The 20413-nt window shown below is 37.8% G+C and carries 20 protein-coding genes; 12 read left to right on the top strand and 8 right to left on the bottom strand.

Translation table 11 applies throughout. The features are described from left to right. Positions 1 to 104: 104 nt before the first annotated feature. From lolB to prs, 3 genes are all read left to right on the top strand, one after another. Positions 105 to 761 carry a lipoprotein insertase outer membrane protein LolB gene (gene lolB / locus AAZR93_RS02335; RefSeq protein WP_434719620.1) on the top strand — a complete coding sequence of 219 codons (657 nt, stop codon included), beginning with the start codon at positions 105 to 107 and terminating at the stop codon, positions 759 to 761. Beyond that, positions 758 to 1633 (top strand): 4-(cytidine 5'-diphospho)-2-C-methyl-D-erythritol kinase, encoded by an 876-nt coding sequence (gene ispE, locus AAZR93_RS02330; protein ID WP_434718854.1) that lies wholly within the window; start codon positions 758 to 760, stop codon positions 1631 to 1633. The genes lolB and ispE overlap by 4 nt, the downstream gene beginning before the upstream one ends. A 69-nt stretch (positions 1634 to 1702) precedes the next feature. Further along, positions 1703 to 2650: a ribose-phosphate diphosphokinase gene (gene prs / locus AAZR93_RS02325; protein ID WP_294103355.1), complete on the top strand. Its 948-nt coding sequence runs from the start codon at positions 1703 to 1705 to the stop codon at positions 2648 to 2650. Positions 2651 to 3148: 498 nt separating this feature from the next. Here prs and ychH read toward each other — a convergent pair whose 3' ends face one another. After that, complete coding sequence (gene ychH / locus AAZR93_RS02320; RefSeq protein WP_434718853.1) at positions 3149 to 3415, bottom strand: stress-induced protein YchH; 267 nt, start codon at positions 3413 to 3415, stop codon at positions 3149 to 3151. A gap of 298 nt (positions 3416 to 3713) precedes the next feature. Here ychH and pth point away from each other — a divergent pair, with 298 nt between their 5' ends. After that, positions 3714 to 4304, top strand: a complete 591-nt coding sequence (gene pth, locus AAZR93_RS02315; protein ID WP_294103351.1) for an aminoacyl-tRNA hydrolase — start codon at positions 3714 to 3716, stop codon at positions 4302 to 4304. 185 nt (positions 4305 to 4489) lie between these two features. Then, positions 4490 to 5581, top strand: coding sequence for a redox-regulated ATPase YchF (ychF, locus tag AAZR93_RS02310; protein WP_294103350.1), 1092 nt, complete (start codon positions 4490 to 4492; stop codon positions 5579 to 5581). Between the two features lie 397 nt (positions 5582 to 5978). On the opposite strand, the gene AAZR93_RS02305 is transcribed toward ychF, so the two are convergent. Both AAZR93_RS02305 and AAZR93_RS02300 read right to left on the bottom strand, forming a co-directional pair. Further along, on the bottom strand, positions 5979 to 6581 hold the full coding sequence (locus tag AAZR93_RS02305) for a LysE family translocator (RefSeq protein ID WP_434718852.1): 603 nt from the start codon (positions 6579 to 6581) through the stop codon (positions 5979 to 5981). 186 nt (positions 6582 to 6767) lie between these two features. Next, the gene (locus tag AAZR93_RS02300) at positions 6768 to 7724 is read right to left on the bottom strand and encodes a LysR family transcriptional regulator (protein WP_434718851.1); all 957 of its coding nucleotides are present in this window, start codon (positions 7722 to 7724) and stop codon (positions 6768 to 6770) included. A 107-nt stretch (positions 7725 to 7831) separates the two neighbouring features. Between AAZR93_RS02300 and AAZR93_RS02295 the strand changes: the two genes are divergently transcribed. After that, positions 7832 to 8287 carry a DMT family transporter gene (locus AAZR93_RS02295; protein WP_434719619.1) on the top strand — a complete coding sequence of 152 codons (456 nt, stop codon included), beginning with the start codon at positions 7832 to 7834 and terminating at the stop codon, positions 8285 to 8287. 4 nt (positions 8288 to 8291) lie between these two features. After that, complete coding sequence (locus AAZR93_RS02290; RefSeq protein WP_434718850.1) at positions 8292 to 8723, top strand: DMT family transporter; 432 nt, start codon at positions 8292 to 8294, stop codon at positions 8721 to 8723. An 85-nt stretch (positions 8724 to 8808) separates the two neighbouring features. Here AAZR93_RS02290 and AAZR93_RS02285 read toward each other — a convergent pair whose 3' ends face one another. The 4 genes from AAZR93_RS02285 to AAZR93_RS02270 all read right to left on the bottom strand — a co-directional run bounded on the left by AAZR93_RS02285 (position 8809) and on the right by AAZR93_RS02270 (position 14368). Continuing rightward, a complete protein-coding gene (locus tag AAZR93_RS02285; protein ID WP_434718849.1) occupies positions 8809 to 9945 on the bottom strand; it encodes an ABC transporter substrate-binding protein in 1137 nt (378 codons plus the stop codon). An 18-nt stretch (positions 9946 to 9963) separates the two neighbouring features. Beyond that, positions 9964 to 12087 carry a TonB-dependent receptor family protein gene (locus AAZR93_RS02280; protein ID WP_434718848.1) on the bottom strand — a complete coding sequence of 708 codons (2124 nt, stop codon included), beginning with the start codon at positions 12085 to 12087 and terminating at the stop codon, positions 9964 to 9966. A 182-nt stretch (positions 12088 to 12269) separates the two neighbouring features. Continuing rightward, positions 12270 to 12848 (bottom strand): HutD family protein, encoded by a 579-nt coding sequence (locus tag AAZR93_RS02275; protein WP_434718847.1) that lies wholly within the window; start codon positions 12846 to 12848, stop codon positions 12270 to 12272. A gap of 95 nt (positions 12849 to 12943) precedes the next feature. Next, entirely contained in the window at positions 12944 to 14368 is a 1425-nt protein-coding gene (locus AAZR93_RS02270) for a PLP-dependent aminotransferase family protein (RefSeq protein WP_294110712.1), read from the bottom strand. 250 nt (positions 14369 to 14618) lie between these two features. On the opposite strand from AAZR93_RS02270, the gene AAZR93_RS02265 reads away from it, so the two are divergent. From AAZR93_RS02265 to zinT, 5 genes are all read left to right on the top strand, one after another. Continuing rightward, positions 14619 to 15956: a cytochrome ubiquinol oxidase subunit I gene (locus tag AAZR93_RS02265; RefSeq protein WP_336431056.1), complete on the top strand. Its 1338-nt coding sequence runs from the start codon at positions 14619 to 14621 to the stop codon at positions 15954 to 15956. Continuing rightward, positions 15946 to 16956, top strand: a complete 1011-nt coding sequence (gene cydB, locus AAZR93_RS02260) for a cytochrome d ubiquinol oxidase subunit II (protein WP_434718846.1) — start codon at positions 15946 to 15948, stop codon at positions 16954 to 16956. The genes AAZR93_RS02265 and cydB overlap by 11 nt, the downstream gene beginning before the upstream one ends. Further along, the gene (locus AAZR93_RS02255; RefSeq protein WP_434718845.1) at positions 16913 to 17092 is read left to right on the top strand and encodes a DUF2474 domain-containing protein; all 180 of its coding nucleotides are present in this window, start codon (positions 16913 to 16915) and stop codon (positions 17090 to 17092) included. The genes cydB and AAZR93_RS02255 overlap by 44 nt, the downstream gene beginning before the upstream one ends. 162 nt (positions 17093 to 17254) lie before the next feature. Continuing rightward, the gene (locus AAZR93_RS02250) at positions 17255 to 18094 is read left to right on the top strand and encodes a siderophore-interacting protein (RefSeq protein ID WP_434718844.1); all 840 of its coding nucleotides are present in this window, start codon (positions 17255 to 17257) and stop codon (positions 18092 to 18094) included. Positions 18095 to 18315: 221 nt separating this feature from the next. Next, positions 18316 to 18969, top strand: coding sequence for a metal-binding protein ZinT (gene zinT / locus AAZR93_RS02245; protein WP_434718843.1), 654 nt, complete (start codon positions 18316 to 18318; stop codon positions 18967 to 18969). Between the two features lie 92 nt (positions 18970 to 19061). On the opposite strand, the gene phoH is transcribed toward zinT, so the two are convergent. After that, complete coding sequence (phoH, locus tag AAZR93_RS02240) at positions 19062 to 19847, bottom strand: phosphate starvation-inducible protein PhoH (RefSeq protein WP_294110722.1); 786 nt, start codon at positions 19845 to 19847, stop codon at positions 19062 to 19064. Positions 19848 to 20413 lie beyond the last annotated feature (566 nt).

The raw sequence follows: 20413 nt of genomic DNA, 5'->3' as shown, positions 1-20413 counted from the left end.
TCGCCCAGCTAATGGAAAAATGATAAAATCATCCCGTCGCCAGTAAAAATAAGTTGTTACCTAAAATTATGTTGTCACGGAATACTATGTTGAGACTCGATAATATGTACTTTTCCCAAAATTTGTCATTTCTCCACCCTGCTAAAGGCTTTTTACGTCTATTACCGCTTTCGTGTTTAATGCTAACCGCATGTGTGACAACGTCACAAAACACCACTAAAGGGACTGGCTCAGCCTCGGATGCACAATGGAAAACCCATCAACAAGAACTGGCTCAATTACGTGATTACCAAACTCGGGGTTCTTTTGTTTACAATGGTGGAGAAACAAAAACCTATGCAAAATTTTTCTGGCAACAATACACGCCTGAAAAGTATCGTTTGCTACTGACTAATCCACTTGGCAGCCGTGAGCTTGAACTGACTGTTGAACCAGATTTAGCACGCTTGACCACCAAAGATGGTAAAACACATATGAGTGATGTCCCGAGCGAGCTCATTTATCAATTAACAGGTATGGAAATTCCATTAGATGACTTAACTTCCTGGCTGACCGGCTCTCCGGGACGAGCGACTGAATTTACTTTAGATGAAAATCATTTATTAAAAACAGTTATGTTTGAACAAAATGGTGAAAAATGGCAACTCGATTATATTTCCTATGACAACAAAACGGTGCCAATGCTCCCTAATCACCTTGAACTACGCCAAGGTAATAGAATAATCAAATTAAAAATGGATAGCTGGACACTGAAAAAATGACCTTAACTTGGCCCTCACCCGCAAAATTAAATCTCTTTTTGTATATTACAGGACAGCGACCTGACGGTTATCATGAGTTACAAACCTTATTTCAATTTTTAGATTATGGTGATGAAATTACTGTCACGACGCGTGCCGACAACCAATTAAATCTAACCACAGAAATGTTAGGCGTTGAGCCTGAAAATAATTTAATTGTCAAAGCAGCTAAGCTTTTACAATCTTATTGCAAAAATACCCTACAACATCAGGGAGCTCTTGGTGCTGATATCAGTATCCATAAGGTTTTACCAATGGGTGGAGGGATTGGCGGCGGCTCTTCCAATGCTGCAACAACATTAATTGCATTAAATGAACATTGGGGAACACAAGTTTCTGATGAGGTACTCGCGGAGTTGGGTAAAACACTTGGCGCTGATGTGCCCGTTTTTGTTAAAGGGCATGCTGCATTTGCCGAAGGAATTGGTGAAATTTTAACCCCTGCGTCCCCAAAAGAGAATTGGTATTTGGTCGCGCACCCCGGAATTGAAATTTCAACCCCGACAATCTTCACAGATCCGCAATTAAATCGAAATTCTCCAAAACGCTCTCTAGCCGCATTATTACTGGCTCCGTACGCTAATGACTGCGAACCAATTGCAAGAAAACGTTTTCGTGAGGTTGAACAGCTAGTTTCTTGGCTGTTACAATACGCTCCGTCTCGCCTAACAGGAACAGGCGCTTGTGTTTTTTCTGAATTTAAAACACAAGCTGATGCCCTTAAGGTGTTAAATAAAGCCCCATCGTGGGTGCAGGGATTTATAGCCCAAGGGGCAAATGAATCACCGCTGCACAGATTCCGCGCTGGGATAACCCGTGTATTGCACCAATAATCACTGATATCATCAATCAATGTTATTGGTCAACAATATCTCTCTGGACGCAAGCCTGAGGTTTTTCTCGTGCCCGATATGAAGCTTTTTGCTGGTAACGCTATACCGGAACTAGCACAACGTGTTGCTAACCGCCTTTACACTAATCTTGGAGACGCGGCTGTTGGTCGTTTTAGCGACGGCGAAGTCAGTGTTCAAATTAATGAAAATGTTCGCGGTGGTGATATTTTTATCATCCAGTCAACCTGTGCACCAACCAATGATAACCTGATGGAACTGGTTGTTATGGTCGATGCCCTGCGCCGTGCATCTGCTGGTCGTATTACCGCTGTTATTCCTTACTTCGGTTATGCAAGACAGGATCGTCGCGTACGTTCTGCCCGTGTACCAATCACCGCTAAAGTTGTTGCAGATTTTCTGTCCAGTGTTGGGGTTGACCGTGTTCTTACCGTTGACTTACATGCAGAACAGATCCAGGGCTTCTTTGATGTTCCTGTTGATAACGTATTTGGTAGCCCTATTCTTCTTGAAGATATGTTACAGAAGAACTTGGAAAACCCAATTGTTGTATCTCCAGACATCGGCGGCGTCGTTCGTGCTAGAGCAATTGCTAAACTGCTAAATGACACTGATATGGCTATCATTGATAAACGCCGCCCACGCGCGAACGTTTCTCAAGTAATGCATATTATTGGTGACGTTTCAGGTCGCGACTGTATTCTAGTTGACGATATGATAGATACAGGTGGCACGCTATGTAAAGCTGCTGAAGCGCTGAAAGAACGTGGTGCTAAACGCGTATTTGCCTATGCAACTCACCCAATTTTTTCAGGTAATGCTGTACACAACATCAAAAATTCAGTTATTGATGAAGTTATTGTTTGTGACACCATACCTCTTTCTCCTGAAATCAAAGCATTGCCTAATGTTCGCACCTTGACCCTGTCAGGTATGTTAGCTGAAGCAATACGTCGTATCAGTAATGAAGAGTCTATATCAGCAATGTTCGAGCACTAATACCTGAAAACGGGGGTATTAATATCCCGTTTTTTTATTTAAGCTAAACAAAGCGATAGGTCACGAAAGAAGTAGCGCCCCTACAGTTGACATCCAACTGTAGGGGCTTTATTTTTTTATTTATCTCACTTAAACCATAATTCGATTACCTCATTCATAAATACACTCCTCATAAGAGTTCCTCAGGATTTCTTAATATTCAAACTTATCAATGGCATCATGACAATAAAATATCATGATAAACAAATAGATATATATTATCTGTGGTTAATTTGAATAATTGATTTGGGTAACGAATGAGTAACTAATTTGAATGGATGCTAGGCTTTGATAATAATTTAATACTAATAGGCATGATAAAAGACATAAGAGCGAGTTCCCCATATAAAGAACATCACTCTTATTATTCATATTATTAATAACTGCAATGTATTAACTGCCCGATAATTGTCAAAATTATGCAATTAATACTCTATAATTATTGCTATGCCGTTAATATTATGGATAACGATGATTGTCATTACGATAGTGGTGTTTTAGCAGCCAGTAACGGTCTGCAACTTTTTCTCTACCGCCAACTCTTGCACCTACTAACCAAACTAATGCCCCAATAAATATGCCGAAAAGTGAGCCGTTAGTAACCAATTCTGACAATCCGAAATTGACAACGTGAGAGAATAGATTAACTCCGATGCTACCAATCATCATGATTAACCCTATTCCCATTAAAACATTACCAACCACATGAGCAAATTTACGTTTCATAACTACCTCCACTATCAGTAACCTGATAAGTCAGCAAGTGTAAAAAAATTCGGTAAAACTTTATATTTATGTAAGTATTATAGTGCGCTAAGTAAAATTATTTGCGATAGACATCACATGTACAGAATTTTACCGATAAATCTGCACATAATGTGCCTTTCTCAAAGCAATACTAATAGCGAATAATTCAGATGATGATAATAATCATGGTTACTTTATGAGTGGCATTTTTTACATCCTTTCTCTCACAGGGTAAACTAGGGCATTATTTCTATAAACTGACTGTGAAATCGAATCCGTGAGCAAAATAAAATTAATTGTTGGTCTTGCTAATCCAGGCGCTGAATATGCGCAAACTCGACATAACGCAGGAGCATGGTATGTTGATTTACTAGCCGATCGTCATAATCAACCGTTAAAGGAAGAGCCAAAATTTTTTGGTTATACTGCACGTATTAATATTGGTGGCAATGATGTTCGCCTTTTAGTACCAACAACATTTATGAATTTAAGTGGTAAAGCCGTTGCTGCAATTGCAAATTTTTATCGTATCGAACTTGATGAAATTTTAGTCGCTCATGACGAACTCGACTTTCCTCCCGGCGTGGCAAAAATGAAGCTTGGTGGCAGTAATGGTGGACATAACGGTTTAAAAGATATTCAAAGCAAATTTGCTAATAATCCTAATTTTTATCGGTTACGTATTGGCATTGGTCATCCTGGCGATAAAAGTAAAGTTGTCGGCTTTGTTTTAGGAAAACCGCCCATGTCCGAGCAAAAACTGATTGATGAAGCTATTGATGAAGCATTAAGCTGCACTGAAATCCTTTTAACTGAAGGTATGAATAAAGCAATTAACCGACTACATAGTTTTAAAGCAACATCATAAGAATAAAACTAATCATACAAAATTAATTGCTACTTTGATTATTGTTACAATAAAAATAAGTTTATAAGGTCAACCACCTCTAAGACTTCATTTCATCAAAGTCTACTTTTTGTGTATAATCAGCGGCAATTTTCTAACATCAGGTGCAGCACAAGTCTGCCCCTTGCTATTAAGGATCGAGACATATGGGTTTTAAATGCGGTATCGTTGGTCTGCCTAACGTGGGTAAATCCACACTTTTTAATGCATTGACCAAAGCCGGTATCGAAGCGGCCAACTTTCCTTTTTGTACGATTGAACCCAATACGGGTGTTGTGCCAATGCCAGACGCGCGTCTTGATCAATTAGCCGAAATCGTAAAACCACAACGTATTTTGCCAACCACGATGGAGTTTGTTGATATCGCAGGTTTGGTTAAGGGTGCATCCAAAGGTGAAGGCCTTGGAAATCAGTTTTTAACGAATATCCGTGAAACCGAAGCTATTGGCCACGTAGTTCGCTGCTTTGAAAATGACAATATCATTCACGTTTCAGGCAAAGTCGACCCTGCATCTGATATTGAAATCATCAATACAGAACTTGCATTATCTGACCTAGATGCTTGTGAGCGTGCAATTCACCGCGTACAGAAACGTGCAAAAGGTGGCGATAAAGACGCTAAAGCAGAATTAGAAGCATTAGAAAAATGTCTGCCTCACCTTGAACAAGCAGGCATGTTACGCAGCTTAAATTTATCTGCGGAAGACAAAGCCGCTATCCGTTACTTAAGCTTCTTAACCTTAAAACCAACTATGTACATTGCCAACGTCAATGAAGATGGTTTTGAAAACAACCCATATTTAGATGTGGTTTATAAAATTGCTGAATCAGAAGGTTCTGTAGTTGTTCCTGTCTGTGCAGCAATCGAATCTGATATTGCAGAACTTGAAGATGCAGATCGTGAAGAATTTATGGCTGACTTAGGTATTGAAGAACCTGGTCTTAACCGTGTAATTCGTGCTGGGTATGAGCTACTGGAACTACAAACTTACTTTACAGCGGGTGTAAAAGAAGTTCGAGCTTGGACTATCCCTGTCGGCGCTACTGCACCACAAGCAGCAGGTAAAATTCATACCGATTTTGAAAAAGGTTTTATCCGCGCACAGACTATCGCATTTGATGATTTTATTAAATATCGTGGTGAACAAGGCGCTAAAGAAGCCGGCAAAATGCGTGCCGAAGGTAAAGAATATATCGTTCAAGATGGCGATGTATTGAACTTCTTGTTTAACGTGTAAGCAGTAATTTATTTAGCCCAGCTTCTCAATTCAAATAACATAATGCTCATGTCGTGACATGGGCATTATGTTTTGTTATGACTTCATCTTATATCACAATCTTTCAATAAGACTATAAAACTTAACATCATTTATACAGCACTGGCGCATAACTTAAGCTGCTTAATCAATTTAGCCACAAAGTCTGATTTTTTTACAAAACTCACTTTTAATTTTTTAGAAATATAGCTAATTGAAAAGAGAGTTGCATTGATAAGTTTGATCTACAATATCGCAACGTCTAAAACAGACTTTCTATCATCGTTGCCATGGCACCAGCAGTCACTACATTTACATAAACCATCTAACTGAACTATGCGTGCGATGATATTATAGAACTTGAGAGTAATTCTATTTCCTACTCAGCAACCAAAAATGAATAGAGAGTCATCACCATTAGCAGTATCCCACCCCCAATGTTAATTACTTTTTTTAATTTAATGACATCAATTTTCTTTGAAGAGTATATTAACAAGCTGCATGCCAATATCAGCCATAGTGACATCATAATAATATGAATTAAGGATAAAATAATAAAGTCAGCTAATGTAGGATTAGTGCCTGCAAAATTCGAAACTACAACTAGATAAAGAATTATCGCTTTAGGATTAAGTAAGTTGGCTAAATATGCATCTTTCATCGTTACTGATTTAATTACAATCCCTGATACAGGTCTCGATGCTTTTATTCCTGAGTAGATCAACATAACTGAAAGATAAAATAGATAAATAGCACCTAAGATACCAATCAATTTGAACATCCAAGGAGAAGAAACAATAATTTTAGTTAAACCAACACCGACTAAGAGCCCATGGGTCAAGATACCAAGACCTGTACCCATAATCGGTATAACTAATCCTTTAAAGCCTGTATTCAATGTACTATTAAGCGCAATGGCAAAGCTTGCACCAGGAGAAATAACAATAGGTAATAAAGTAAAAATAAATCCGAGTATATCCACTTAATTTCTCACTAAAATGAATGTAACTCACTCATTATTTGTAAAATTTAATATGTGACCCTGTAATTAACTTAGTTTTATCATATCGTCTATCCTCTTATCACTCTCGATAGTCCAATCTAGCTAAAAATAGCAGCTTATTAAAGCTAACTCAATAAAGTAGGATAGCTCTTTTTCCATTGTCATTTAACTGTGTATTTTCAGCTTTACCTCATTATTGTCTACTAAGCCCTTCTCCACTCTATTTTGATACTCACTTTGTGCCCCAAGTTGCTCCTGCAAAAACTCAATCAATACTGCAACTTTTCTTGGTAAGTATTTTTTTTCTGGATAAACGACATAAATACTATGATCAGGTAGCTCATGATCAACGAGTATTGGTACTAAATGATTATTAGTTTCATCGGCTAAAGTGATAAAATTTGGCAATAAAGCAATCCCTATGCCCTCCTCCACCATTTTGACTAAAGCTTGGCTATTATTAACACGAAAACTACCTTTAGGAATATGGCTAAATTTTTGTCCTTTATAGTAAAAAATCCATTCCTGCCCCGCTTGATAAAATGAATATGCTAAGCAATTGTGATTTTTTAAATCTGAAACTTTTTTCGGTATTCCATTTCTTGCCAGATATTCTTTAGATGCATAAAGTTGGCTCTTACAGGGAGATAATCTTCTCGCTACCAATAATGAGTCAGATAACTCACCGATACGCAAAGCGATATCATATCCACCACTAATTAAGTCAGTCACCTTATCATCTAAGAATAATTCAATCTCTAAATTAGGATATTTACGCATAAATAATGGCATCAATTTAGATAAATGTAATGTACCAAATGACATTGGTGCACATATCCGAAGTATGCCTGAAGCCTTTTCACTATATTGCGAAATCATATCATCAGCTGTAATAGCCAATTGATGAGATTGCCGAATATAGTCAATATAAATGATACCAACCTGAGTAAGACTGATACTACGTGTCGTTCGGTAAAATAACTTAACGCCTAATTTATCTTCAACGCCTTGTAAAGCCTTACTTACCGCAGATTTAGTGAGATTTAATGATTCTGCGGCCTTAGTTATATTTAAGTTATCTGCCACGGCAATTAAAATAGGAAAAACATTCATATCAATCATGTAATCACCCATTGTCAACTATAAGTAAACAGTATGTTTTCTTGTCAGCCAAAATAAAAAAGCATATCTTATCCATACAAAAATACAACTTAAAAAAATATATCAATATGAATAACAAGTATATTTTATCATTATATGCATTCATTTCGGGAGTACTTCTCTCATTAATGATTATGAGCAATAGCTACCTAGCTCATTTTACTACCCCCCTAACCGCCTCTTGGATAACCCATGCAATTGGCTCTCTTGCTTCCTTAATTATATATTTTTTGTATCTGAGCAAAAAGAAAGTCATTCACTCAGAACATAGAACTATTAAAATAATTTATTATCTCGGTGGAATACCTGGAGCATTCACGGTTCTTTTAGCTGCAATTACAGTTAATAGCACTTTATCATTATCTGGAAGTATTATTTTGATGATAACCGGACAAATACTTTTTAGTTTATTAATAGATGCATTTGGATGGTTTGGCCTGAAAAAAAGAAAAATTAAATTTAAAGATTTTTTAATGTGCATTCTGCTACTTAGCGGTAGTGTTTTATTAATTGTTAGCAGGTAATTAAATGACTATTTATATTTTTATTGCACTATTCAATGGTATTTGTATTGTAGCTAGTCGCACGCTAAATGGAAAACTAGCTTATCAATATAATCCATTCTATAGTGCTTTAATTAATCATGTGATCGGTTTTATATTTCTAACCTTTTTTATACTAATATTCAAAGATTACCAATCTATTAACTTAACTGAAATTCCACTAATTACTTTTGTTGGTGGCATTATTGGCGCATTTTTTGTCGTCATTAATAGTTATGTATTGCCACTATTAGGCGTTATGTTGACCTCTGTTCTAGCTATTTGTGGCCAAATGATTTCAAGCTTACTCATTGATATTTTTAATAGTGCGCAGAACCATAACTTATTATTACAACTTGTGGGTGTCTGTTTGATTGTTGCAGGTGTTTTAATCAATTTCACTGAAAAAAACAGATAGTTCGCAAACCTAAAACGGCACTTTAAACACTACATTAGTAGTATGCTTAAAATGCCGTTTTAATACGTTATAACTCAATTTGTTTTTATTGCGCTTGAACCCAAAAAACCCCACTACCATCTAATGCAGTAAACGTTTTATGCAAATAATCGCTATCGCCTTGTGGGTCAAGATCAGCAAATAATTCAGGGTGAATGAATTTTGCTATTGCCTCCACGGCAATAATATTAAATGGCGTATCATAATATTGCTGATACAGCGCCAAAACGCGTTTATGTTGAAAAGCCTCTAGAGGACGTAATTTAGGACGCTCTAATAAAGTAGCAAGTCTATCCTGTGACTTTTGCTTTTCTCCTGTATAGCCTAGTGGCACTGATACACTACCTTTTCGTGTACTATCCCAATCTGCAGCCGTCATAAGATAGTAATATGGATTGCTATGAATTAATTGTTCCTCATTAATTTCACCGCCCATACCGGTAGAAAACCATTGGGAACCTAAATTATTACCACCCGCTGTTTCAACAAACTCACCAAAATTACCGTTACCAAAGGTTTTACAGCAATAATCTTCACCCGTGACGCCCACTGCTCTTTCAATAAAAACGGTGGGGCGTTGTTCTTTAGTCAGCGTTGCAACACGAGAGCGGATCAATTCTAATTTTTGCTGATAAAAGCGATTGAATTCTTCTGCTTGTTTTTCTTCACCGAAAACACGACCAAGCAATTGCATACTCGGAACCGTATTTTTTAATGGATACTGTCTGAAATCGATAAAAATAACAGGTAATCCACTTTTTTCTAACAGTGATAATGTGCCGCTTTCCGTTAATTTACTTTGCAAACCAATGTCAAAAATAAGTAAATCGGGTTGCGCAATTAATGCTTTTTCTACACTAAAATCAGTGGTGTACGGATTTGGAAAAACAGGAATATCTTTAAGTTCAGGAAAGTTTACCCCATATGCAGCACTGAGATCGGGCGCTTTTTTTATCAACGCATCATCCCAAGCAATTATTCCTTTTAATGGTGTTTGCGGATGTAAAATATTTAATGCAACCAGAACACGACTATCTGCTAACATCACTTTAGAAACAGGTGCATTGACCGATACCGTTCTACCTGCGATATCGGTTACTGTAATCGGTGCTGAATAGCTCGATAATGAAAAAGCCAAACCCAATATGATGTAGCTGATTTTACTTATTAATCCTTTCAACATATTAATACCTTGTATTAATTAAAATTTCACTGATGCTTGAACATAATAAGTTCTTGGCTGTCCCACATAAATACCTGCGTTATTATCTGTGGAGCGAGTAAAATAAGTTTGATTAAATAAATTTTTAATACCTGCTGATAGTGTTAAATCAGACAAACTTTTACCAAAATGATATTCACCACGGCCATCCCACACCATATAACCTGGAATAGTGCCATAACGACCATCAGCACTCCCTTCAGTAATATAAGAATTACCAGTACCCGGTGATTCTTGAGAGGACTGAGCATAGGTGTTCAAATTCCAAACCCAATTACCCGTTTCATATCGACTACCCGCGGTAATAACTTGTCGTGAATAAAAAGGCAGATCTTTATCAGCAAAATTTCCTTTTTTACTAATTGCTTTGGTATAAGTGTAAGTGCTGTAGACGCTTGCGCCTTCTAATGCATCTGATAGCTCAGTTAAATCATATTTTGCTGCTAATTCAATGCCTTGATGCGTAGTTGCACCTAAATTAGTCCAACCTGTTGAATTTTCGATGTATTGTAGTTGATCATCAAAATCAATATAAAATAGCGTCATTTCAAGAGATAGCGCGGTATTATCGAATCTTGTGCCCACTTCATAGTTATGCGCTTTTTCAGCACTTAAACCGTTAGCTGGAGAATTTCCTACACCAGCCGTATTAAGCTGAAAATACTGTAAGCTGCCAAAGGAAGTGCTCGCGTTAGCAAATAATTTCCATTCATCATCAATATGATAAATGACGGCAAGTGCTGGTAATGGTTCGCTATAATTTTTACTGCGATTTTGATTTTTAAAGCTATCATCTAAGTGAATTTTGATATTTTCATAGCGTATCCCTGGAATAATTGTCCAGTTACCAACATCAATAGTATCATCCAGATATATAGCATGAGCTTCTGTACCGCCAGATGTGTGTTGATAATATTGTCCAGTATCTGGACGAGAGCCTTGAGAGCCAGTTTGATACCAATTTGAACGGTACGCTTTTTCATCTGCTGTTTCATTTAAGTAACGATAACCCACCGTTAGCTCATGAGAAATATCATTAAAACGAAATAGTTGTGAATAGCTTGGCTCAATTGCATATGCACTATAATGACGAGGATAAGAAACTAAACGGCTTTGCCCACCATTATCCTTTCTCTCGCTCTCAATATAGCTCCCCCGATAACTTTTACTAAACCACGTCATCAATTCAAACTGCTTGTCATCTTCTTGATGTTTATACTTAAACGACATATCTTGGCGATTACCCTCAAAGCGATCAAAAGACCGAACTGATTGGTAAGGATCTGCGTTGTATTGTGCTTGAGTCAGCCCACCTGGCATGCCTGATATCGCACGATAATAGTGAAAATTAGCGAGAATTTCGTCGTTATCGGTTAATGCATAGCGTGTTTTTAAGATAAGATCATCAATATCGGTATTATCATTACTTTTACGATACCCTTGACCATGTAATCCTGAATAGAGCAATAATGCGCCTGCTGAATTATCTGATTTAGAACCCCCAACTGAAGCATCCACGCCGGTTTTCAAGCCACCCGTTTTTGCACCTTGGGTCTGTATTGCCGCACTACCGCCAAATTCTTTAGGAATTGGTTTTGTCACAAAATTAATAACACCACCTACGTTTTGGGGCCCATAACGTACCGATGCCCCACCTCGGATCACATCAATAGACTCAATTGAGCCCAAAGATAGCGGTGACATGGATAGCTGGGGTTGCCCATAAGGTGCGGCCGCTAAAGGCATACCATCGAGTAAAATTGTTGAACGTGGTGAAAGGCGTGATGTCAGTCCCCTAACGCCCACATTCAAAGAAACATCACTGCCTCCTGTCCCATTGCTTTCACGAACCTGCACACCGGGTATGCCTTTTAAAGCATCAGCAATGGTTGCACTTCCTGTCTCTTTTATTTGCTGTTTTGTTTTGACCGTTCTAGCACCTGGATGATTAAATACCACTTCGCTATCATCTGCACTTTCTAACCAATTTCCAACGACAGTTATCTCATCATTTTTATTGTTATCAACAGCATAGGATTGGTGGCTAAACAGTGCGATAAAGACAGCGAGAGGAGTAAGTCGTGAATATTTTTTCGGTTTCATAAATAAAAGCATAATCTATTAAAGTAATTAAGAGCGATAATGATAATTATAATCATTGCTCATAATCAACTTAATTTACTTATTATTTTTTACATATTTAATTCTATAAAACATTACATAATATAAGGTTTTTCCCCTACTTTAATTTATTGTTTTTATTTATACATTCCATTTAATAATATTTAAGATAAGGTTGAATTAGGTAAAATCTCAATCCAAATTAATTGACTCTCTGAAGTCTGCGGTGTTAACTCTCCTTCGCCGATATCAGGTAACCACCAACCACCTTGCCCTACTGTCATCACATTGCAACTAGCCCCTGTTACACGCCATTCCCCTGATAATATATATACGATACCCGCTTGATTTATTGGTAATTTTTTCGAGTTACTAAGAATGTGATTCTTCACAATCCAACGCTCTTCATTAAAAATAAAATTCAATAAATGTACCGGTGTTTGTTCTATTTCAACACTGACATGTTGATATGCAGGTAGGCGAATAGCTTCGCCTACCTGTTTTAATTGATGTTTAAAACTGTAATTATCCGTTATGCACAGTTCTTGGTTATCAAGGAGAATCGCGAGTCGCTCCCCTGATGAATATTGTTTAAGAAAACTATTTTGATTAATTGTAGAAATGCTTGCGCGCAATGAATAATCAGATGCAACGGGCCAGCAAAAGACCTCTTGACTAGCACCACATCCATCACTCCACTCACGAGTCGGCAATTCAATTACATTGAAACATTTAATTTTCATATTCCCCCCGAGTACAACTACTTAATGCTATTCACTCAACACTTAGATTCGCAGAGTTAATATCTCAAGGCAATGAATTTTCAACGATAATGTGACTAATCGCGCCTCTCTTCAATTAAGTAATGACATAAACGACCTAAAACTTTCATCGCCTGCTCAATACGCTCATTCCAGGTAAAAGATACATTAAGACGAAATGCATGATTAAACTGTTCACTCGTAGAAAACATGCTTCCCGGCGCAATACTAATACCTTCTTTAAGTGCAAGTTGATATAAACGAAGTGCATTAAAGGGCGGTTCAAATTCTAACCAAAGAAAATACCCCCCTTTTGGCGTGTTCACCTTGACGGACGAAGGTAAATATTTCGCTATTGCACCCAACATTTGATGTTGACGTTGCTCCATTGTTTGGCGCAATTTTCGCAAATGATTATCGTATCCACCTTGCGTTAAATATTCAGCAATCGCAAGTTGTGTTGGCACGCTAGCTGATACGGTACTCATCATCTGTAAATGTTGAATTTTAGATGCATGATGCCCAGCAGCAACCCAACCTACTCGATAACCAGGTGCTAAACATTTTGAAAATGAAGAACAATGAAAAAAATTACCCTTGCTATCTAATGCTTTCGCAGGGATTGGCTGTTTATTACCGAAATAAAGCTCGCCATAAACATCATCTTCAATTAATGAAATTTGACGTTTATTTAAAATATCCACCAGTCGTTTTTTATTAGATTGTGGCATAGTGCCACCTAATGGATTTTGAAAGTGAGTCATTAACCAACATGCTTTAATCGGGTACTTATCAACAATATCCTCTAATGCGTCAAGATCGATACCAAATAAAGGATCTGTTTTGATTGCAATCGCTTTAAGTTTCAAACGTTCAATGGCTTGTAATGAGCCATAAAATGCAGGTGATTCAATAACAACCCAATCACCAGGCTGCGTCACTGATTGTAAGCTCAATACTAACGATTCCATTGCACCCGCAGTGATAACAATTTCATCAGGGGCGACATGAATACCTTGCATAGCATAACGTTGAGCTATATTACGTCGTAATTGTTCATTTCCCGGTGGTAAATTAGCCGTGGTATTAAATTTTGCTAATCGCCTTGCTACCGACGCCAGCGATTTTGCTAATTTAGGGTCATCTAATAGAGCAGGTTCTGGAAAAGCAGAGCCAAAAGCAATGATATCAGGATCTTTACAAGCCTGTAATACGCCAAAAATAGAAGCATTAATCTCTACATTCTCATTCAGATGTAGCCCTTTACCACCTTTTGCCGCAGCAAATGCATTATTACGGTTCGCGACGTAATAGCCCGATTGTGGACGCGCAACAACCCATCCTTGGCTTTCAAGGAGTTGATACGCTTGTACAACGGTCATTAAACTCAGACCCGATTGTTTTACGCTTTCCCTAAGAGAAGGCAATCTGTCCCCAACTTGCCAGATATTGTCTTCAATTTGTTGACGAATTTGTGCTGCTAATTGTTCATATCTCGTCATCGTCGCCCCAACTGTTATAGTTAATGTCTCAATAATTGTTACTATTATAGTTTATCGTCTCATGTTCTACTAATCCACACTTTCACCTGACTTTTTTTAACTATAAGCACAAAACGTTTTGAATGAGGCTGTGCTTTTTTAACAGCCTAACGAATGCAATGAACCTTTATGCTAGGGATGAGCGACGGCATTGCTAACGCAAACATTTTAAATGCCGCGTGCACATTACCAATACCTTTCAGGGGTCAATATGTTTGGACTTAGTGCGCTGGAGCTAGCCCGTATACAATTCGCTTTTACGGTCTCGTTCCATATTATATTCCCAGCTATTACCATTGGGCTTGCTAGCTATTTAGCAGTGCTTCAAGGTTTATGGCTAAAAACTCGTGATACTGACTATATAAAACTGTTCCATTTTTGGTCAAAAGTTTTCGCTGTAAATTTCGGAATGGGTGTTGTTTCTGGATTGGTCATGGCATACCAATTTGGCACCAATTGGAGTTTCTTTTCCGATTTTGCAGGCAGTGTAACCGGACCATTATTAACCTATGAAGTTCTCACCGCCTTCTTCTTAGAAGCTGGTTTTCTCGGTGTAATGCTATTTGGCATGAATCGCGTTGGCGAAAAACTTCATTTCTTTGCAACCTGTATGGTGGCACTCGGAACGATAATTTCAACATTCTGGATATTGGCATCAAACAGTTTTATGCAAACACCACAAGGATTTGAAATTATTGATAATCGCATCGTTCCTGTAGATTGGATTGCGGTTATTTTTAACCCTTCATTCCCTTATCGCTTGCTGCACATGACAACAGCTGCATTCTTAGCTGCCGCCTTTTTTATTGGTGCATCCGCTGCATGGCACTTGCTAAAAGGCAACAAATCATCAGCAATGAAAAAAATGTTCTCCATGTCATTATGGCTGATCCTTGTATTAGCACCATTACAAGCACTTATTGGTGATTTCCATGGCCTTAATACCCTAAAACATCAGCCCGTAAAAGTCGCTGCGATGGAAGGACATTGGGAAAATAAACCGGGTGAAGCAACACCGCTGATCCTATTTGGTATTCCAAATCAACAAACGGAAACCACAGACTACGCCATTAAAATACCTTATCTTGCTAGCCTTATTTTAACCCATAGTATTGATAAACAAGTACCTGCGTTAAAAGAATATGCGCCAGAAGATAGACCAAATGTATTTATGGTGTTCTGGTCTTTCCGCGTAATGGTCGGTCTTGGTCTATTAATGATAGCTGCTGGTGTGTGGAGTGTTTGGCTGCGTTATCGTAAAAATCTATATGAATCGAAAACATTTTTACGTTTTATGTTTGTCATGGCGCCATCTGGACTCATCGCTATCCTAGCAGGTTGGTTTACGACTGAAATAGGAAGGCAACCTTGGGTAGTCTATGGATTACAACGGACCTCTGATGCGGTAAGTGCTCATGGGGAAATGCACATGAGCATTAGCCTAATCGCTTTCTTTGTGGTTTATGGCGGTGTTTTTGGAATTGGCTACATGTACATGATGAAATTAATTCGTAAAGGTATCGCGGAGGATCAACCCCATGGGCATTGATTTACCACTTATTTGGTTTGTCATTATCGTATTTAGTATGTTGATGTATATCGTCATGGATGGATTCGATTTAGGCATTGGTATTCTCTACCCTGCACTAAAAGATAGTCAAGACCGTGACTTAATGATGAATAGCGTTGCGCCAGTGTGGGATGGCAATGAAACCTGGCTAGTTCTTGGCGGTGCTGCCTTATTTGGCGCTTTTCCATTGGCCTATGCAATTGTACTAGATGCGCTATCAATTCCCCTCACTTTCATGTTACTAGCGCTGATTTTCCGTGGCGTAGCATTTGAATTTCGCTTCAGAGCTGATGAATCTCATCGTCGTCATTGGTACCATGCTTTTATTTGGGGTTCGATTATTGCCACTTTTATGCAAGGGATCGTTGTTGGCGCATTCATTCAGGGATTCCATGTCGAAAACCGCGTATTTATGGGTGGATATTTTGATTGGTTCTCACCATTCCCATTATTTTGTGGTTTAGGTTTAGTTGTCGCTTATGCCCTACTTGCTTGTGGTTGGCTGATTATGAAAACTGAGGGGCATTTACGCCGTACAATGTACCGTGTTTTACGCCCATTAACCTTATTCATGGTTACAGTGATCGCGGCAATTAGTTTATGGACCCCCATTGTCAATGAGGCGGTGTTTGAACGTTGGTTTTCATTGCCTAATCTGTTTTTCTTCTTACCAGTTCCATTATTGGTTATAACTTGTACATGGCTAATATTCAAAAGCGCAAAGCGTCAACAACATGATAGCATTCCTTTTTTAACCGCATTACTATTGATTTTCCTTGGTTTTACAGGTTTAGGTATTAGTATTTGGCCAAATCTTATTCCACCAGCAATTAGTTTCCGTGATGCAGCAGGGCCATCAGAAAGCCTAGGCTTTATGCTAGTCGGCGCATTATTTATTATTCCTGTTATTTTGGTTTACACCTATTGGAGTTACTATGTCTTCAGAGGAAAAATTACCCCAGATCAAGGCTACCACTGATAATCTAGTCATCTCCCCCTGGTGGAAGAAACTGGGCTGGATGGTGGCAATTTGGCTAGGCAGTGTATTAGCACTATTTGCATTTTCTTCCGCATTTAGATTACTGATGACCGCCGCTGGAATGAAAGTAAAATAAATATTCCTGATAAATACCGCACTCATAAAAGGTGCGGTATTTTTATCTGAAAATACATATAGTTCTTTTTTAATTTGAATGGTTATACTATTTCAATTCATGATATGATAATGATAACAATTACCATATAATAATATTATCATTTGAAAAAGGAGACCGTCCGTGGCTACAGAAAACCCCGTCGAAAAAAATATATACCGCCCGGCGCCACCACAGCTCATTCAAGTTAAATCCATTATTGATGTAAGCCCTTCAATCCGCAGCATTACCTTCACGGGTGAAAAATTAGCAAACTATCCGACAGATTGTGAAGGTGGACACCTTAAAATTTTTCTTGCCCCCGATTTAAAAAGCAAACCGACATTACCTGTCTTAACAGAAAAAGGTCGCAGTTGGCCAGAAAATGAACCTCGCCCTCTCGTACGCACTTATACCGTTCGGGCCATTCGTCCACAAGTTAGTGAAATTGATATTGAATTTGCAATGCATGATGGCGCTACTGGCCCTGCATATCTTTTTGCCCGTGATGCTAAACCGGGAAATTGGATGGGAATAAGCAATCCTGGTGGGCCAGATCCACTATTACCGATTAAATCTCAATATTTTATGGCTGGCGACTCAAGTTCTTTACCTGCTATCGCATCGTTACTAGAGAAAATGCCTGCTAGTGCACAAGGAAAAGTTGTTTTACGTCTCGACAGTCAAGGAGATGTACGTGAATTAACCAAACCTGCCGCTGTTGAAGTGATTTGGATTTGTGGCAATATCAGTAAAACAGCTGAGCTAATTAGTACATTTAAATCATGGGATATTCCCACTAGTGATGCTGCATTTTGGATCGCAGGTGAAGACCAAATTATTCGTGAGTTACGCCGTTTTATTCGGCGCGAAAAAGGGTTTGGTCGTGACGATATTTACGCTATTCCATACTGGCGCCATGGTTATGATGAAGAAGGTTATCACAACCAACGTCATGAAGTTATGGATAACCCTGACGACTAGCCTACATCAATTTAACGTATCAATTAATCGGCCGTGTTTATCTCGGTCGATTATCTTTCATTATCTTCTAACTCTATTTTAATCCAAATCTATTCTTCCCTATTTTAATTCAATAGCCATTTCATCAATAAAAAACTTTCCTTATACGCAATTGTTATGTTATAACGTTTCAATTAATTATCAACATAACAAAATCATTTCAATAGACGGGGAAAATATCAGTGCCTAAAAATAAACTGTTAAATATCACACTAAGTGTCTCTCTAGCCCTTGGTAGTTTTAGTGTATTTGGTCATGGATCACATAGTCATACACATCCTCAATCTGAAAAGGCGATACAGGCATCGAAAGGAATTTTTGAAGAAAGTGATGTAAAGGATAGGCAATTAAGTGACTGGCAAGGTGTCTGGGAGTCAGTCAACCCATTACTACTTAATGGAAAACTTGACCCTGTTTTAGAACTCAAAGCAAAAAATAATAAAGACAAAAGCGTTGAGGAATATCGTCAATATTATAAGCAAGGTTATGCAACAGATATCAGTAATATCGGCATTGAAAATAACGTCATTGAATTTACCGAGAACGGTGTAGTAAATTCATGCCATTATACTTATTCAGGGTATAAAATACTTAATTATATCTCTGGTAAAAAAGGGGTGCGCTACCTATTTGAATGCCAAGATGCAAATTCAAAAGCGCCTAAATATATTCAATTTAGCGATCATATTATTGAGCCTCAGCAATCAGGTCATTTCCATCTTTATATGGGAAATGAATCACAAGAAAAATTATTAAATCAGCTTGATAATTGGCCAACTTACTACCCCTACTCTCTTACGGATGAACAAATTGTTCATGAGATGCTATATCATTAATTAAGCAACACCCCATAATAAATATGCCCCTATTTATTTACTAGGGGCATATAAAAGTAAAACGCTGCTGTAGTAGATTAGATCGTTATAAATTAGTTGTTATAAGCTAATAACGCCTTATGACAAAGTTGCGATCTGACGCAATCATCAATAGTGAAGTTCACCATTGATACCATTTCATCACTGCTAAAACGTTGCAATGCATCAGCAAGCCCCGATGATACACCTTCAGGTAAATCACATTGAGTCACATCGCCGTTTACAATTACCGTTACGTTCTCTCCCAATCGAGTTAAAAACATTTTCATTTGGGTCACAGTGACGTTTTGTGCTTCATCTAAAATCACTATCGCATTTTCAAACGTTCGCCCTCGCATATAGGCAAAGGGAGAAATTTCTACTTTAGCAATTTCAGGGCGTAAACAATATTGTAAAAATGAAGTTCCTAATCTTTTCACCAGAACGTCATATACAGGGCGAAAATAAGGTGCAAATTTTTCGGCCATATCCCCCGGTAAAAAACCGAGATCTTCTTCGGCCTGCAAAACGGGTCTCGTGACAATAATTTTACTGATGTCCTTATTAATCAGTGCATCTGCCGCCAATGCGGTACTGATATAAGTTTTACCACAACCAGCTTCACCATTTGCAAAGATCAGCTGCTTATGTTTAATCGAATTAATATAGAGCTTTTGCGCTTCATTCCGTGGAATTATTGGGCTACCATCACGGCGTTCTTTTGCCATACCAATAGGCTCAATGCCTGTGAAATCAGCAAAAGAAGTGACGTTATTCATATCAAACCTACCTGAACGTTCTTTACGTGATGTACGTTTTGTTTCGCGACGTGCCTTTATTGCAGCTTTTTGTCTACTCATAATATTAATCCTTTCATGTATCAGTGATAGTCAATTCAAATGGTGAACGATTAAAAACACTGAGGAGCTCCCTTCAAGCTCATGATGTAAGACATAGAGTTTAAAAAAACCAGTTTGCAGATAATAAAAAAACCGGTTAACAATCTCACCATGACAATTCCATGATGGAGTGATAACCGGTCTTGCTTGTTAGCTAACAAATACCTAGTTTCCATTAGTTTCTCCTTGAAGGTGATACCCGTAAACTAAAGAATCTGTATGACATTACTATGACAAAATAAATTTTTTTATCACAAAATACTGGCTTAACGATTATTTAACTGAAACATAAGCCACAGTACGCATTGATTATAAATATAGCGCAATATATTTTTTTAATGCAACATTTTTTTAACAAAAAACATTATTTATGTTCATATAAAGCTTAATCGTTCAAATAAAATACATAAATAATAGCTAGATTAAAAAATGTCTATTGTTTGACAGCGCTATGAAGTAAATAAAAGATAACAAATCGAATACCTAAGCTGATTAATGCGCCTAGGTAATTTTATCTATTACCTACT

It is taken from the genome of Providencia sp. Je.9.19, assembly GCF_051129765.1.
Lineage (GTDB): Bacteria > Pseudomonadota > Gammaproteobacteria > Enterobacterales > Enterobacteriaceae > Providencia.
The sequence above is the reverse complement of the archived record's forward strand: the minus strand, read 5'-3'. Positions and strand labels throughout refer to the sequence as shown.

Bases quoted from the DNA above. Each gene is read 5' to 3' on its own strand.
- lolB (WP_434719620.1), top strand. From the start codon at position 105: ATGTACTTTTCCCAAAATTTGTCATTTCTCCACCCTGCTAAAGGCTTT.
- ispE (WP_434718854.1), top strand. From the start codon at position 758: ATGACCTTAACTTGGCCCTCACCCGCAAAATTAAATCTCTTTTTGTAT.
- ychH (WP_434718853.1), bottom strand. From the start codon at position 3,415: ATGAAACGTAAATTTGCTCATGTGGTTGGTAATGTTTTAATGGGAATA.
- ychF (WP_294103350.1), top strand. From the start codon at position 4,490: ATGGGTTTTAAATGCGGTATCGTTGGTCTGCCTAACGTGGGTAAATCC.
- AAZR93_RS02300 (WP_434718851.1), bottom strand. From the start codon at position 7,724: ATGATTGATATGAATGTTTTTCCTATTTTAATTGCCGTGGCAGATAAC.
- AAZR93_RS02295 (WP_434719619.1), top strand. From the start codon at position 7,832: ATGAATAACAAGTATATTTTATCATTATATGCATTCATTTCGGGAGTA.
- AAZR93_RS02290 (WP_434718850.1), top strand. From the start codon at position 8,292: ATGACTATTTATATTTTTATTGCACTATTCAATGGTATTTGTATTGTA.
- AAZR93_RS02285 (WP_434718849.1), bottom strand. From the start codon at position 9,945: ATGTTGAAAGGATTAATAAGTAAAATCAGCTACATCATATTGGGTTTG.
- AAZR93_RS02280 (WP_434718848.1), bottom strand. From the start codon at position 12,087: ATGAAACCGAAAAAATATTCACGACTTACTCCTCTCGCTGTCTTTATC.
- AAZR93_RS02275 (WP_434718847.1), bottom strand. From the start codon at position 12,848: ATGAAAATTAAATGTTTCAATGTAATTGAATTGCCGACTCGTGAGTGG.
- AAZR93_RS02270 (WP_294110712.1), bottom strand. From the start codon at position 14,368: ATGACGAGATATGAACAATTAGCAGCACAAATTCGTCAACAAATTGAA.
- AAZR93_RS02265 (WP_336431056.1), top strand. From the start codon at position 14,619: ATGTTTGGACTTAGTGCGCTGGAGCTAGCCCGTATACAATTCGCTTTT.
- cydB (WP_434718846.1), top strand. From the start codon at position 15,946: ATGGGCATTGATTTACCACTTATTTGGTTTGTCATTATCGTATTTAGT.
- AAZR93_RS02255 (WP_434718845.1), top strand. From the start codon at position 16,913: ATGTCTTCAGAGGAAAAATTACCCCAGATCAAGGCTACCACTGATAAT.
- phoH (WP_294110722.1), bottom strand. From the start codon at position 19,847: ATGAGTAGACAAAAAGCTGCAATAAAGGCACGTCGCGAAACAAAACGT.